Raw genomic sequence first — 13,801 nt, forward strand, 5'->3', positions numbered from 1 at the left:
TACTCTAAATTTATGAAATTTTTATAATTTTAATAAAGGAATTTATCAGATTTTGAATGAAGTTAGATATTTTCCCATATTGATGCACTAATATAGTATTCTGTCAAGATAATTTAGATGCGTTCAGCAATTCTCATTTTGAACTGAAACCCATCTCAGTTGGAAAAACTTAAACAAGAGAATAGGCTTTTTAGAGAAAGTTATTGAGAAATATTTTTAATAGGTCGCACAAAATTTCCAAAATGAGAATTGCTGAGATGCGTTTCCCCTGCATATTGCAGCCAGTCGCATTCAATTAAATGGCATTACAGTTTCTGATAGTTGGGACCATCCCAGAAGTGAAGCTGTGATTCGCAAATTAGAGAAGGAATACAATTTACAATCAGTACAACCTAGCTGGGAAAAAGATCAACACAGTCCAACTACTGGTGAACGCAGACAACTTGCTAGAACTGGAGAAGAAAGCGTTAGAGTTAAACTTCAGCGATTCCTACGGAGCGCTACGCTATCGCTTGATAAGGCAACCCACGACTGTCCAACGATGCCAGAATTAATAGAGAAAGCGCAGAAAGACGATATTAGTATCTGCATTGGCTATACTCGTACAGGCAAAGTTAAAGGCATTAGTTACAAACTTGATGGCGTGGCTTTTAGCGGTACGCATTTGGGTAAAGCATACACTTTTCCAGGTTTACAAAAGCATCGGGATGTAAGTTATATTCCCAAGCGAGATGATAAACGCATCCAAAAATTGATGGAACAAAATGTTGAAAATGCTACATCTAATCAAGGTGAACACGATGATAAACGCATCCAAAAATTGACTGAGCAAACTACTATCAATGCTAAATCCAGTCAAGCTCAACAGAATCAGCAACAGATTCAAATGGAACGAAATGTTGAAAATAAAACATTAACGGTTTCTTCACTACTGGATGACAACGACATTCAAATCGAGCAATCTGTTGATCACGCAACTGCAAAAGAGAATATTGAACTGCTCCAAAAGCTGATAGAGCAAACCGTTGATAATTCAACACCAACAGTAAGAGCAAAGCCGGATGATAAACGTATCCAAAAAACGATAGAGCAGCCTATTGAAAATGCTACACCAGCAGTAACACAGACAAATTATTTACCTACACCAGAACCCGCAAACTGGGAACAAGTCCGCCAAAACTTACACCAGCAGTACAATTTACCCATTCCTCTGCTTAATGAACTGTATCAAAAGGGTTGGCTATATCCTAATCAAACAGGTCAACCAATATTTGTAGAACGCACACTCGATAATGTTCCCACTCAAGCCAAACAACTAGAACTAACTGGTGATTTTACTGCTATTCCTCTCAACTCTGAACCTACGAAAAACGGTAGTTTTTGGATTGCTACGCATACCACAGTCACAAGAGCAGTGTTACTGAGTGACCCCATCGAAGTTCTGTCTATTATTGCTTTAGAATCAACTGTTGACAAAAAACAACGACAATCAACGTTATATTGGACTGTAGGCGAGAGTAAGCAAATACCTTTAGAATTTTTACAGTACCTTGATACAGTGGTCATCGCTTTTAAAGATCATGAGAAAGTTGAGGACTTGATATCTGACATATTAGCTGAACTACCCCAAGCCAAAAAGGTATCTCCTGGTCAAGCTGGCTGGAATAAACTGTTAATTGACAGGAAACAACCAATGAAAAAGCACGAATTTACACAAACTCTAGATTGGGAACTTTAAGTGTATGCAGAGTCATTTATTGCAACTCTCTATGAACCACAACCACCAGTAGAAAATCCTGGATATTTTTCGGGTGGGTACTTTATGGGACTACGAAAAGATACTCGACTATGGTATATAATCTTTTTAGGCGCTTATAATCAAGAAGAAACTCAAAAATTATGGGAGCAAGCGTTAGATATAATTCGTCACGTTTAATCTCTATTTAGGATTTAGTTTCTCGTTTAAACGCATTCCTTTTAATAATCATTGAATAACCATTGGTTCAAAATGCCGAATTAGGCATTAGGATTTGTAAAGGAAGTGCTATTTTCAAACCACTAACTTTTGATGTCGCAATGTTGACAGTGAAAGACCCAACTACCGATTTTCAGCTACCGCCGCACAATGAAGCGGCTTTAGAGGGACTTAGGGAAGCAAAAAACGTTGATTCCACTGTTGCTCTAGCAGCTAATGATTCAACAATTGCTACAAGCACAATCGCCCCGGCTGGCTGGTTGCTTTTTGGCTTGGCTTACAAACCGTTGGTGAGGGTGGAAAAAATTGCGCGACTGGAAAATTTAACCACTGTACTGTTAGAGGAGTTTAAAAGCGAAGGAATACAAGTTTTTCCAGCGCTTCAAATTGAAGATCAGAATCCTATTGACTTGTTTATCAGATTTCCGCGCAAAACTCATCTGTTTATCTCTATTCGTTCCCAAGGACATAGGGAGATTGTTTACAACGAAGCGAGAGAAGCTTTGCAGGTAAAACGTAAAGACAAGAATGCGCTCAAAATCTGGAAACCCTGCCCATTAGTTGAATTGGCAGATTATGAAAAGTGGCTCAATAAGAATAGAGACTTATTTGGGATGTCCTCTCGTGAGGCACAAAAAACTCCCACAGCCAAAGTCCTGGTTTTATGGCCTCCCACCAAGGCAATTGGAAATCACAAGGAACATCTTTATTCTGAAGTAGGAAACATGAAAATTCTGGCTTTCAGAAGAAAAGGCACTGCCTTTGTGATTGAAAAGGAGGAAGTAATCGAGTTTATTAAAGCTTGGTTAGCTAGGTACAAAAAAGATTAAAAGGTGAAAACTACGTGTCCCGTCGGGATACCGAGGTTTTCAAAATAGATTCCGTCATGGAATTGGAGCGGGGTATTGGGTTTCGCAGCCTAATATTTATATCCCTGTTAGTAATCCTATCTCAAAAAGTTGAGATGTAAAAGCAGAAGAACACTGATTTTACAAATAAATTAGAACTTAGGCAAGATTAACCTCTGTTGATCATTGCTATCGCGGGAAAACAATCTCAAACCCATATTGTTTGTACCCCCCTCGTAAGTCCTAATAAAGCAACATTTCAGGAATTTTATCTTCTTATCTTCCTGAGTATGTGTATAAAAAATTACTAACACGGGATTGCTCCAATTCCTCCAACACACTTACTGGAGGATTGGCTATCATGTCTCAACAACAATTTAACAACGCATCAGAATCACAAAACCTAAACGCTCAACAACAATTTAATAATGAGTTAGAAGCGAAACAGCAATTTAATAACTCATCAGAATCACAAAATCCAAACGCTCAACAACAATTTAATAACCAATCAGAACCGCAACAAGCAACGGTTCAACAAGCTTTTCACAACGAATTAGAACCAAAACAGCAATTTCACAACTCATCAGAATCGCAACAGCCCCACGTTCAACAGCAGGGGCAAGGGGAAAGAGAACAGGCTTTTGTCCTAAGCGGCTCAACTGAGGCTTCACCGAACGTCCGAACGGGAGCAGGGAGAATGTCTCCTTCCCCACTAACGTGGACCGAAGTGGAACAGAGGCCACAACCAAGCACTTCTTTAGGTGGCTTATATACAGGTGGAGTACAATCGCCGTCGCCGTTTGAATATCCCGTTGTCCCTCCTTTCCCTGCACAACAGTCTGTTTTTGAATTTAGTACCAAGATCGAACAACAGCTAGAACTGCAACAACCAATCATTCAACAGGATCAATTTACACCACGATTACAACCAGAGCCTATCCAGAACGACAGAATCAAATTCGCGTTTAACGCCACTGGTAAAGATAAAAACTGGGATTTTCGGAAACTAGCAGCCAACTTCCAAGACAGAACAGGTACTATTTGGGATGTAGCTAGGCACGTAGAAGAAGGACACGCCTTATGTGCTGGTTTACTTGGTGGTCAATGGCGGAGTAAATCTCATATAATTGGTTCTCAGTGGTTATTACTAGATATTGACAACGCCGCCACTTGGAAAGACGCAAATGGTAATCCATTAGATGAAAATGGTAGACCAATCAAAATTAATAGAGATTGGGTAGATATTAACGGTAACGTGATTGAAAAATCAGATGGTAGACAAGCCAAGAAAATCTACCAACATCAGCTAAACTTAGACGAAGCAATAGAACATCCGTTTATCAAACAACATTGCGCGTTAATCTACACCACAGCCAGTCATCAACCCGGCTGGGACAAATTTCGACTAGTATTCGTATTACCTGAATGTGTTCAAGGTGCAGAGACAGTAGAAGTGTTAACGCGCTACTTAATGAAGCATCTGCCCCATGACCCCGCCTGTAAAGATGCTTCACGGGTGTTTTATGGCAATAGCCAAGCCACATTCCCCTTAATTCAACCTCATGTTAGACTACCGCAATCTTGGATAGATGAAGCTGTAACCACCGCTTATCAAGAAAAAATCGAGTACGAGCGCCGATTAGCAGAAATTACAATCCGTCGCGTACAATTTCAAGAACGGGCAGAAGCTAACAACTGGGATATAGATCAACTAATTCAACAAGCATTAACTTATATTCCCACACGAAGTCCTGGCAACAACAACTACAATGAGTGCCTAAACGTATTAATGGCACTAACTTCTCATTACGGTGCTGTAGATGCGGAAATTATAGGGGAACAGTGGAGTCCTTCGATTAAGGGAACGAGTTGGAATATTCGAGACAAAATTAGGAGTTTTCGCAGTCGTTCTGGTATATCAATTGGTACGCTATTTCACATTGCTAAACAGTATGGGTTTAGATTTCCCACAGTTGAACGGAATATTTTTAATAGTAATTACCAAGGTAACAAGTATAACAAATACCAAAGAAATCCATTCAGCAATTACCAACAAGAAGAGTTAAATAATTATCAAAGTGGTGTATTCCCAGATGATCAACAACAAGAGTTAAACAATTATCAAAGGGAGATATTTAAGGATTACCACCAAAAATACTCCGATAATAACCTAAACCACACAGTCACAGATTCCATAATCAGCAAACAAGAATGGCTTGCTAAACACGGTATAAAGAGAGACTTTCAAGATTTTCTGGAAACCTTAATCACTGTAACTAATAAAGCCCAAAGGTTAATAGGTAACATAGTTTGCCCAGTAGAACAAACTATACTTGTCGCCAACAACAACCTCGACGTTGATATCTGGTTTACCTCAGAACAACGGACTCAGACTTATGTAAATGCAATCAAATCAGGGCATAAATTCATCTTAGATTTATCACACGCTGGTGCTGGTAAATCTCACACAGTGGGAGAATTTATGCCAGAACAGTTTGGAGTTAATATGCTCTTCTACCTCAGCAATGAACACCGTAACCCCACTGTAGCAACTATTGAAAACTGGACAGATTTAACAGTCCGTCACGATGGACTAGTAGCAGATGCTAACAAACTTACACCATTAGGCAACCCACAGATACACTGGCCACAATTAGGGGAAAAAACCAACGTTGAGGGAACTTGTCCTTTGACACATTTATTTAATGCCCTCGCAGATAAAGGATATAAAAAAGAAACATCGGCAGAAGCCAGTCTTAATCCCATCTGCAACGGCTGTAAACTCAGAGCTAATTGTGCGGGTAGAGATGCTGCTGGTAATGCTCTGCCAAGAGTCAATGGTTCTACCTTCCGACGTGATAGAAGGGAGGCACTAGCTTCTAAACGAATTCGTGCCAATATCAACTCCTTACCTCAAGCTACAGATATGATTGAGATGAAGGCAGGTGGTTTTGTTGATGAAGCTTCTAGACAAATACAACCTGTGGAATTCATCAGGGTTAGTTCTAAGGATTTTGATTCTTCAATGATGGAGGTGCAAACTCAATTACCCGGAGTCTATGACAAAATTAAGGGTTTAGTTCTACCACTGCGGGGACTACTGACTGGAAACATCCCCCTGGTTCAGGAAACTTATCATGGGTACAATCATGAATTAATTCGGGATTTATTAGGGGAAATTCCCACAGATATACCGGAAATTATTGCTGAACTGGAAACTATTGCTCCAGATATTGAGGAATTGGTTCAACAGGCTGATAGTATCACATTGGATGGGGTTGATAAGAGCGATCGCGAATCTATCAACAGAAAAACTTTAAAATTAATTCGTAGTCACCTCAATAAACAAGCTGCTCAGGAAACTTACAAGAATATCGAAAATTTACCTGTGAGATGGTTAATTCCCCTGCTAGAAATCATTGGAGAGATTAAACCAGGAGCATTACGGGTTAAAAACAAACAGTTAATTATTGCTACTAAAAATACCCGTCATGTTGATGTTCTCAAAGCTTTTGAGTTTGTTTTCTTGATGGATGCTACTGCTACCCGTGACAATATGGCTATGCAATTGGGGATTAATCCAGAGGAAATACTGGTGATATCGGAAATCCCCCCTGATTATAGTAATCTGAATATTCACCAAATCACGGGCTTTGGGTTGCTGAATAAAGACCGTAGTGAACCGTTAAAAGAAAGAGTTACAGCATTGCGAAAGGAATTAGATTTGCGTCATGATGGCGATATTGCTTACATAGACCACTTGGCACATAGAAACAAGGGTGATGGATATTGGTTTGTTGATAATCGCGGTAGTAATGCTTATGAAAATAAGCAAGCTATTTGTAGTTTTGGTACTCCCTATCAAGATATTGGAGCATCTGAGCAAGCTTATATAACTTTAACGGGAGATAGAAGTGTTGGTAAAGAGAATGAAGCTTTTCAAGAGGTGATTAATCATCTGGTTCAGACTGAGGTTGTGCAATCTGTAGGTAGAACTAGAGCTAATCGCAGGACAGAACGGGTAACTTATTATGTGGTTAGTGAAAAAGATTTGTCCTATTTAGCGGACTATTACCCTAATGCTAGGTTTATTAAGTCTGATGCTGTTGATATTTGTCCAGAAGCAGGAACGGAAATCCAGCAGACACGTAAGGGCATATTAACAGCATTCAAGCAACTGGTGGCAGCAGGGGTGACAGATTGGCAGAAAGTTCGTCAGGGGGTATTAGCTAAAGCTGCTGGAATTTCTCAATCATGGCTCAGTCAAGTTAGTCAGAAGTATTTCGGGGGGTGGAATAGCTTTAAAAAATTATTACTACTCCTATATAACTCTCTATATAGGGTTAATAATAATTCTTTGGAGGTTTTGACCAAGGAGGAGCAGTGGTTTATTGATGAGTATTTACCTCTGCTTAAATATGGCTGTGAAGATGGTGGTGAATCGGCGGAAATGATCATTGAAGACGTGATTACATTTAGTGAACATCTTGGCTGGCAAGGGTTTTCTAGGGCTGTGAATGCAGCGACGATAGAAATTAAAGCTTTTTTAATTGCCTGTTTGATATCTGTGCTGCCGCAGGAGATTCATGATGAGATTAAGCGGTACTTTATTTTGCACTTAGCTAAAGTAGAACCTGAATATTAAGTTTGTACTTAAACCACCTGATTTTTTATAGTTGGATTAAAGCAATATAATATTGCGATGTAGCTTGCTGCTCTTTTTTAGGAGTGGGAGCAATTTCTTTTTGTTAAGAAAAACTACATTGCCGCATAATGGGCTGTTTTAAAAATGCTATAAAACACCTTATGGTTGCTTTATGGGGACTTTGTATTAATTATTTTGAGCGATCGCTACCTATTCCATCTATCACCCTATGAATTATCCTAAAATTAGATAAATTACAATTGTAAACTTGTTTATGAGTGTCTTAATACCTGATGATATTCTCCGAGCCAGCAAAATGACGGAAGGGGAACTAAAATTAGAAATCGCTATTATGCTTTATCAGCAAGGAAAAATTAGTAGTGGTAAAGTTCGTGCTTGGACTGGACTCACAGTAATTGAGTTTCAACATCAACTTGCTTTACGGGGACTTTGTATCAATTATGATGTAGAGGATTTTCAATCAGATGTCGAAACTCTAGAATCTATATAAACTAAAGATTAAACCGCAGGAGAAATCATGAGTTATCAAGACATTATTACGATTGAACCTGGAAAACGCAGTGGAAAACCTTGTATTCGAGGAATGCGTATAACTGTGTACGACATTTTAGAATATTTAGTAGGTGGGATGACAGAAGCAGAAATTTTGGAAGATTTTTCAGAACTAACATCTGAAGATATTAAGGCTTGTCTTGCTTTTACTGCTGACCGCGAGAAACAGTTATTTGTTGCATCTTTATAAAATTCTTATTAAGAGATTTTAACTAAATGGCTCTGAAATATATTGTAAATGTTTTTGTACTGTAACAATAATATATCGCTTTACTTTCCTATTTTTGGCAGATAAGAATGACGATAATTGTTCTTAGCCATCAGCCTAGCCTCACGCCTTGTCCAACATTTTTGTAAAGGTACATCAGTCAATCTTTGAAGCAGCATAAACACACTATTATCTTCTGTCAACTTAGCAATTGTTTGAGCAATAACCTTACAACAACTCCAAGGATGACGCACCACCTGAATTTCTGCAAACCTGATTACACCCCAATTCCGTTCCAAGAAAAAACGGTTACGAATTTTATCATTATCAACATCAATACAGTGGTGAGGTTTCCCTGTATTTCCAGCATAAGGTTCATCAATTTCAATATCCAAAGCTAATCCAGATGAGTGATGATAAAAGATAAAATCTGCCGAGTAGCGGAGAAGATAACCTGGAATTTCAAACTCAACCGCTTGACAAATCAAATTTCCAGGAAAAGCTGCCAGTAAATGCCGAAAAAACTGCTTTTCACTCACACCTTGCTTGGCTGTACTCTTATCATCTGGTAATGCCACGCATCCTTGAAATGAAGCTTTGAGATGCTTCTGTTCTTCAACTGCTATTTCCTCTATTTTATTAATAAAGTCAACTTGTAGATTTGGCTCTTTTGTTTTATCTATAATTTGTGTTTCTTGAAGGAGTTTGTCAGATTTTTTGATGAGTTTCATATTTAGTAGCAGATGTAACTTTTGATATTGACGAAATCATGAATAGTTGACACCAACTTAACTCAAAAACTTTAAGTTTTAGTTGAATATTAACATGGATAGATGCGCTAACGCGCTCAAATTGATGGCGTTATGTAACCAAAACAATGCAACAACTAACAGTAATTGTAACAGAAAGTATAACAACAATGAAACCTAAAATTATTGCCATTCCTGAGCAAAATCCTCAAGTGACACAAAAGGTTACTTCAGATTTATTACTCGACACTAATTTAGATGTAGGCACGATAGCTATTCTCAACCAAATTGAAGCTGAACACGAATACTATCAAACTTGTGGAGTAGATAAAGCAAAAAATTATATCAAAAAATATGCCTATTGACGTATGTAAAATTTAAAGTTTTAGTGAAGAAAGCCGATTTAAGTGTTAAGATTCATTAAAGAAAACAAATAGCCAACTTGATTTAAATAAATCTACTGGTATCTATATGACACCTTTCTCTTGGAACTCAAGTTCAACAGAAAGTATCCTTTTGGTAGATGACTCAACCAAGAATGTTTGTGTACTAAAATCTACTCTCAAGCAAGAAGGATACAGGGTAACAGTAACAGATAGCGATAGTGAAGCCTTAATTAAGATTGTCGAATTTCCACCTGATTTAGTCCTATTGGATACGTTCACCCCAAGTATTGATGGCTATGAAATCACTCGACAGATCAAGCAGAATTCCCATTTACCTTTCATACCTGTGTTACTCGTTACCAATTGTGACGAGTCCTCTTTCATTCAAGGTTTACAAGCTGGTGCTGATGATTTTTTGATTAAGCCTGTAGAACAAAACGAATTGTTAGCAAAAGTGCGATCGCTCCTGCGACTAAAACACAGTATCAATCACCGAGATATAATTACCCAGCAATGGTGCGAAGATTTTGTGATTAATATGACTCACGATTTACGCACTCCTTTAACTTCAGTAATCCAAATGCTAAAAGTGCTGAAAAAAGGAACTTTTGGGCATAATCTCTCAGAAATGCAGGAATATCTCCAACAAATTACCGAAACTAATCAAACGTTGTTGGATATGGTTGAAAATATCCTCGATGTTTATCAATATGAAGTAGGTAATAAAGATTTAGAGGTTTTTTCTGTAGATTTGTGCAAGTTAAGCCAAAAGGTAGTGCAGGAACTCCAACCTTTAGCTGCTGTGAAAAATTTGACACACTTGCCCTAAATAGTCGGTGTTAGGTAAATTCGGTTGCTCCTTTGACACTCTCGGAGGCTTTAGCCTCTGAGATTCTTGGTTCAACGAGTCCACTTAACTTAAACCCCTTGCGGTATTTAAGCCAGAGGTGGTTCTCTCCCCAAGCGTTAACTTCCCTTCTGCCCGAAGGTAGTTGCATTGCTGCAAATTTTGATTGAGTTTAAATTCTGTGTCGTCTAGCTCCCATAAAGATTTTACCTATTCCTGGGTAAGAACTAGAACTATGGAATAGAACCCCATATCTTCAATTGTCAAGGTACAGATTACCGTTAGGTAGTTAGGTTTTTAGACAGGTTGATTACCGTTCCTGTTGTTAACAGTGTAACACTATAGAACCTAAAATATAAATTCTCTTATCTTTTTAACCCACCTTTGCTAAAAATAAATTCTATGCGGTTAAAACTCGCACGAGTCGCTTATATCTCAGTGCTGAAGCGACTGAGCTTTACGCTTACCGGATATTTCTGTAATTTGTCCACAATACTTTTAACAATGCGTCCTGATGGTACTTTACCACCTGCCGCCTCTACTGCTTCTTGCCAACATCTAACTTGTTCCTCTACTTCTAATTTTGTTAATGGTCGCACTTGTCCTTCTGCTGTTGGCAAAATGTCCACAATTTGTGGACATTCTTCCAGGTTGTCCACAACACTAGCTGCGTCAATAAGTTGGTAGGAACGGGAACGGTTATAGCTAAACCTGTCTTTGCAGTATTCGTCAAAAGTTTTGTGGGAGTTGCGATACAGTTTTCTGTCTCTCAATTGTCTCAACGCTTTTCCAGCTTCGGAGAACGCCCTCTCTACTTGACGCTCTAACCGGAAGCGTTCCCCCTCTTCTTCTTTAGTTAGTTCTCTAGTAGTAAATATTGCTATTATCGTATTAACAGCATCACCATTTTTAGCATCAACAGCCAAATTCTCATTGATAACAGTGGTAGTCTTGTCAAGCGGCGCATTAACCATATCACTTGCGTTCCTGGTTAGTTATTTTCATAATTATAACGTAGTACCACGCAATTAAAGTATCTGGCTTAGAAGTATTTCTCTGATGCTAATTGCGATATAATTGAGATTGTCGTTATAAGTGTGCAACTAATGGCGAGACCTGGTGGTAATCCCGATTTTGGAATCAAGTATCGCTTTGACTATGGCAGAGACGAGCCACTTTCAGAACAAGTGAAAGTATTGATGCATCCACAGATGAAACAGCATCTGAAAAATCTGGCTGATCTAGAAAAATGTACAGTACCTGATTTGATTCGTGAAGCGATTGAGCAATATTTGGTTGCTAAACAAACAACTAAACTAAGTTAATAGAATTGATATAATCGTCCTGTTCGTTTTGAGGACTTTTACCTCTCGCTATATTTATCGGCAATTTTAGATTTTAGATTAAAAAAATTTGGTAAAAGCCCCGTCCTTTAGTCCAGAAAAATACTCGCTGCGCTGCGTATGCTTCGCTAACGTCAATCCCAAATCCATTTTCTTCGAGCTTCTACACTTTAGAGTGGAGTTAATCCAAAATCGTTCGACTGAGCGAAATCGAAGTCCAAAATACTCGCTGCTTACGCTGCGCTAACGTCAATCCAAAATCGAGTGACCCCTACCATATATTTTTATGATTATTGCCTTTACAAATCAAAAAGGTGGCGTAGGTAAATCAACTGCGGCTGTTCATCTGGCCTATTGGTTTAGTCAACGCCAAAAAACATGGGATTCTTTTGTGAGTAATCGTCTACCTTTACTAAAACTACCTATAGATATTTTAGAGGCGCTGCGTTCTGGGAAAATTGAGTACACCAAGGCCAATGCCATTGCACGGGTGAAGAATGAACAGTTACGCCAAAGTTTACTAGCAGAAGCGATCGCTAGTCGTTTATCGCTAACTCAAATTAAAGAACGCATCCGTAGTCTGAACGAAACTAAACCTAGTCAGGATACCTCAAATCCTCTCAAACAGCGCATTACATCCATTTTGGGACGAGTGCAAAAAACAAAGGTTTTATCCAATCCCCAAAAGCAAAAACAATTAGAAAAACTGTTATTTCAAATGGAAAATTTACTAGAAGAAGATTGATGTTCGCCCGTAAGTAGCATTGGCACAGGAGTGTATATTAAGCCAAAAATGCTTGCTGTCACTAAGTTTGAGTCGTTGTATTAAAATATAACTTTTCCGGTAATAACAATTTTTATCACAGAAAAAAACTTGAAAGCCTGAATTTACTATGAAAATAAGACCTTGAAAAAGGTATAAATTTTATTGTTAAGTAATTGGACAAAATTAATTACACAAAAATCTGGGCTGAAATCCTTAACTGGCAAAGAATTGGTAAATAACCAATATGTAATTAATTCTGTCGTGGTACTTATCACATGAATTAGTCGTTAACGTATATTTTGGTTTCATTGCTATTCGCACGCAATATTATACGTTCGTAAAATTACTAACTAAAATTAATTTAGGGTACACTCAGGTGTTTTATGGGGGTTATATATACCCCAAAAAGAAGTTAAAGACTTGTATTTATTTCCTTTGACCCCTATATGTTACCTGCTTATAACCCGCATAGGGGTTATATAGTGTCTATATTGCTAAAATAAAATAATTTGGGGTATATGTAGGGGTTACTTATGGGATAAATATACCCTAACGCGAAAATTGAAAATAATTAAACTTTTAGCCCCTATCTAGGGTATATATAGGAGATACTTAGGGTATTTTTGTGCCACCCTTTTTTTGTATCCCACTTGACCCCCATGTCTAACATTCACGCCTTGCAAAAAATTTTTCCAGCAGGATTCGATAATGGTTACGGTAGTCTGAAACTTTTCGTCGATGGATTTGAAGTCGTTCGTATCCCCAGTTATATTTCCACCGCCGAGATGGAAGATGTCCCAGGAAGAATCGTTTTAGATGGTGCAGCTTACACCGTGGGAGAATCTGCTTTTCGTACAGGTTATCATTTTGATCGCAACACGGACCACAACGAAAACAAAATTAAAAATGCACTGTTGATGTTATTTGGTGGATTAGCACATTTACCACATCGTAAAGCTTGGCATTTAAAATTAGTCGTCAGCTTACATGACATAGGATTGGCAAAAGATTTAAAACAAGCACTCAACGGAGAATATCAACCAATACTTGCGGGCAAAAAATCAGATGTCACCCTAGAAATAATCAAAGTTGTCCCAGAGGGAATGGGTGCATTGTTTGGGCATCAACTTCCACCCAAGCTCACTGTCCTAGATTTTGGGAATGGAACCACACTTTATTCTCGTTACAACCAAGGAAAGCGAGAAGTTCACACTCCCTACCCCGCAGGTGTAGAAGTTCTCATCGAAGACATTGCCGAAAAAATGAAACGTCTCAACGGAGGGAAAATCGGCAATACCTCCCAGATTCGATTTTGTTTGGAAAGGGGACATACCAAGTATAGCTTCTTTGAAGATTTCTTCTACATTCTTATATAAATTACCTTGATTCTTTTTGAGTGCGATAATATATTCGCCTGATTTTTCTGCAATTGATTTTACTATCTCTTTTTGACACCCCATC

The 13,801-nt window shown here is 38.3% G+C and carries 12 protein-coding genes and 2 pseudogenes; 11 read left to right on the top strand and 3 right to left on the bottom strand.

Annotated elements, in window-relative coordinates; all coding sequences use genetic code 11:
* The first annotated feature begins 346 nt into the window (after positions 1 to 346).
* From FJR09_RS10920 to FJR09_RS10945, 6 genes are all read left to right on the top strand, one after another.
* A complete protein-coding gene (locus FJR09_RS10920; protein WP_174782863.1) occupies positions 347 to 1,738 on the top strand; it encodes a relaxase in 1,392 nt (463 codons plus the stop codon).
* Positions 1,739 to 1,936 (top strand): hypothetical protein, encoded by a 198-nt coding sequence (locus tag FJR09_RS10925; RefSeq protein WP_168652537.1) that lies wholly within the window; start codon positions 1,739 to 1,741, stop codon positions 1,934 to 1,936.
* A 140-nt stretch (positions 1,937 to 2,076) separates the two neighbouring features.
* On the top strand, positions 2,077 to 2,805 hold the full coding sequence (locus tag FJR09_RS10930) for a hypothetical protein (protein ID WP_168643448.1): 729 nt from the start codon (positions 2,077 to 2,079) through the stop codon (positions 2,803 to 2,805).
* 379 nt (positions 2,806 to 3,184) lie between these two features.
* The gene (locus FJR09_RS10935) at positions 3,185 to 7,468 is read left to right on the top strand and encodes a PriCT-2 domain-containing protein (protein ID WP_168652536.1); all 4,284 of its coding nucleotides are present in this window, start codon (positions 3,185 to 3,187) and stop codon (positions 7,466 to 7,468) included.
* A 274-nt stretch (positions 7,469 to 7,742) separates the two neighbouring features.
* Positions 7,743 to 7,979, top strand: a complete 237-nt coding sequence (locus FJR09_RS10940) for a UPF0175 family protein (protein ID WP_168652535.1) — start codon at positions 7,743 to 7,745, stop codon at positions 7,977 to 7,979.
* Positions 7,980 to 8,006: 27 nt separating this feature from the next.
* Positions 8,007 to 8,231 (top strand): DUF433 domain-containing protein, encoded by a 225-nt coding sequence (locus tag FJR09_RS10945; RefSeq protein ID WP_168652534.1) that lies wholly within the window; start codon positions 8,007 to 8,009, stop codon positions 8,229 to 8,231.
* 80 nt (positions 8,232 to 8,311) lie between these two features.
* Here FJR09_RS10945 and FJR09_RS10950 read toward each other — a convergent pair whose 3' ends face one another.
* Positions 8,312 to 8,980, bottom strand: coding sequence for a hypothetical protein (locus tag FJR09_RS10950; RefSeq protein WP_168652533.1), 669 nt, complete (start codon positions 8,978 to 8,980; stop codon positions 8,312 to 8,314).
* A 146-nt stretch (positions 8,981 to 9,126) separates the two neighbouring features.
* On the opposite strand from FJR09_RS10950, the gene FJR09_RS10955 reads away from it, so the two are divergent.
* Positions 9,127 to 9,363: a hypothetical protein gene (locus tag FJR09_RS10955; protein ID WP_168652532.1), complete on the top strand. Its 237-nt coding sequence runs from the start codon at positions 9,127 to 9,129 to the stop codon at positions 9,361 to 9,363.
* Positions 9,364 to 9,514: 151 nt separating this feature from the next.
* Entirely contained in the window at positions 9,515 to 10,213 is a 699-nt protein-coding gene (locus FJR09_RS10960) for a response regulator (protein ID WP_254433093.1), read from the top strand.
* A 446-nt stretch (positions 10,214 to 10,659) separates the two neighbouring features.
* Here the strand turns inward: FJR09_RS10960 and FJR09_RS10965 are convergent, their stop codons facing one another.
* The gene (locus FJR09_RS10965) at positions 10,660 to 11,205 is read right to left on the bottom strand and encodes a hypothetical protein (RefSeq protein ID WP_254433094.1); all 546 of its coding nucleotides are present in this window, start codon (positions 11,203 to 11,205) and stop codon (positions 10,660 to 10,662) included.
* Between the two features lie 132 nt (positions 11,206 to 11,337).
* On the opposite strand from FJR09_RS10965, the gene FJR09_RS10970 reads away from it, so the two are divergent.
* From FJR09_RS10970 to FJR09_RS10980, 3 genes and pseudogenes are all read left to right on the top strand, one after another.
* Positions 11,338 to 11,556 carry a CopG family transcriptional regulator gene (locus tag FJR09_RS10970; protein ID WP_168508019.1) on the top strand — a complete coding sequence of 73 codons (219 nt, stop codon included), beginning with the start codon at positions 11,338 to 11,340 and terminating at the stop codon, positions 11,554 to 11,556.
* Between the two features lie 304 nt (positions 11,557 to 11,860).
* Positions 11,861 to 12,319, top strand: a complete 459-nt coding sequence (locus FJR09_RS25150) for an AAA family ATPase (RefSeq protein WP_254433095.1) — start codon at positions 11,861 to 11,863, stop codon at positions 12,317 to 12,319.
* A gap of 680 nt (positions 12,320 to 12,999) precedes the next feature.
* A pseudogene (locus FJR09_RS10980) lies at positions 13,000 to 13,683 on the top strand (ParM/StbA family protein); the annotation flags it as partial.
* Here the strand turns inward: FJR09_RS10980 and FJR09_RS10985 are convergent.
* A pseudogene (locus FJR09_RS10985) lies at positions 13,636 to 13,801 on the bottom strand (ISAs1 family transposase); the annotation flags it as partial. The pseudogenes FJR09_RS10980 and FJR09_RS10985 sit on opposite strands and share 48 nt — an antisense overlap.

The sequence above is a fragment of the Dolichospermum sp. UHCC 0406 genome (assembly GCF_009712025.1).
GTDB classification, from domain to species: domain Bacteria; phylum Cyanobacteriota; class Cyanobacteriia; order Cyanobacteriales; family Nostocaceae; genus Dolichospermum; species Dolichospermum lemmermannii.

Bases quoted from the DNA above. Each gene is read 5' to 3' on its own strand.
- FJR09_RS10930 (WP_168643448.1), top strand. From the start codon at position 2,077: ATGTTGACAGTGAAAGACCCAACTACCGATTTTCAGCTACCGCCGCAC.
- FJR09_RS10935 (WP_168652536.1), top strand. From the start codon at position 3,185: ATGTCTCAACAACAATTTAACAACGCATCAGAATCACAAAACCTAAAC.
- FJR09_RS10940 (WP_168652535.1), top strand. From the start codon at position 7,743: ATGAGTGTCTTAATACCTGATGATATTCTCCGAGCCAGCAAAATGACG.
- FJR09_RS10945 (WP_168652534.1), top strand. From the start codon at position 8,007: ATGAGTTATCAAGACATTATTACGATTGAACCTGGAAAACGCAGTGGA.
- FJR09_RS10950 (WP_168652533.1), bottom strand. From the start codon at position 8,980: ATGAAACTCATCAAAAAATCTGACAAACTCCTTCAAGAAACACAAATT.
- FJR09_RS10955 (WP_168652532.1), top strand. From the start codon at position 9,127: ATGCAACAACTAACAGTAATTGTAACAGAAAGTATAACAACAATGAAA.
- FJR09_RS10965 (WP_254433094.1), bottom strand. From the start codon at position 11,205: ATGGTTAATGCGCCGCTTGACAAGACTACCACTGTTATCAATGAGAAT.
- FJR09_RS10970 (WP_168508019.1), top strand. From the start codon at position 11,338: ATGGCGAGACCTGGTGGTAATCCCGATTTTGGAATCAAGTATCGCTTT.
- FJR09_RS25150 (WP_254433095.1), top strand. From the start codon at position 11,861: ATGATTATTGCCTTTACAAATCAAAAAGGTGGCGTAGGTAAATCAACT.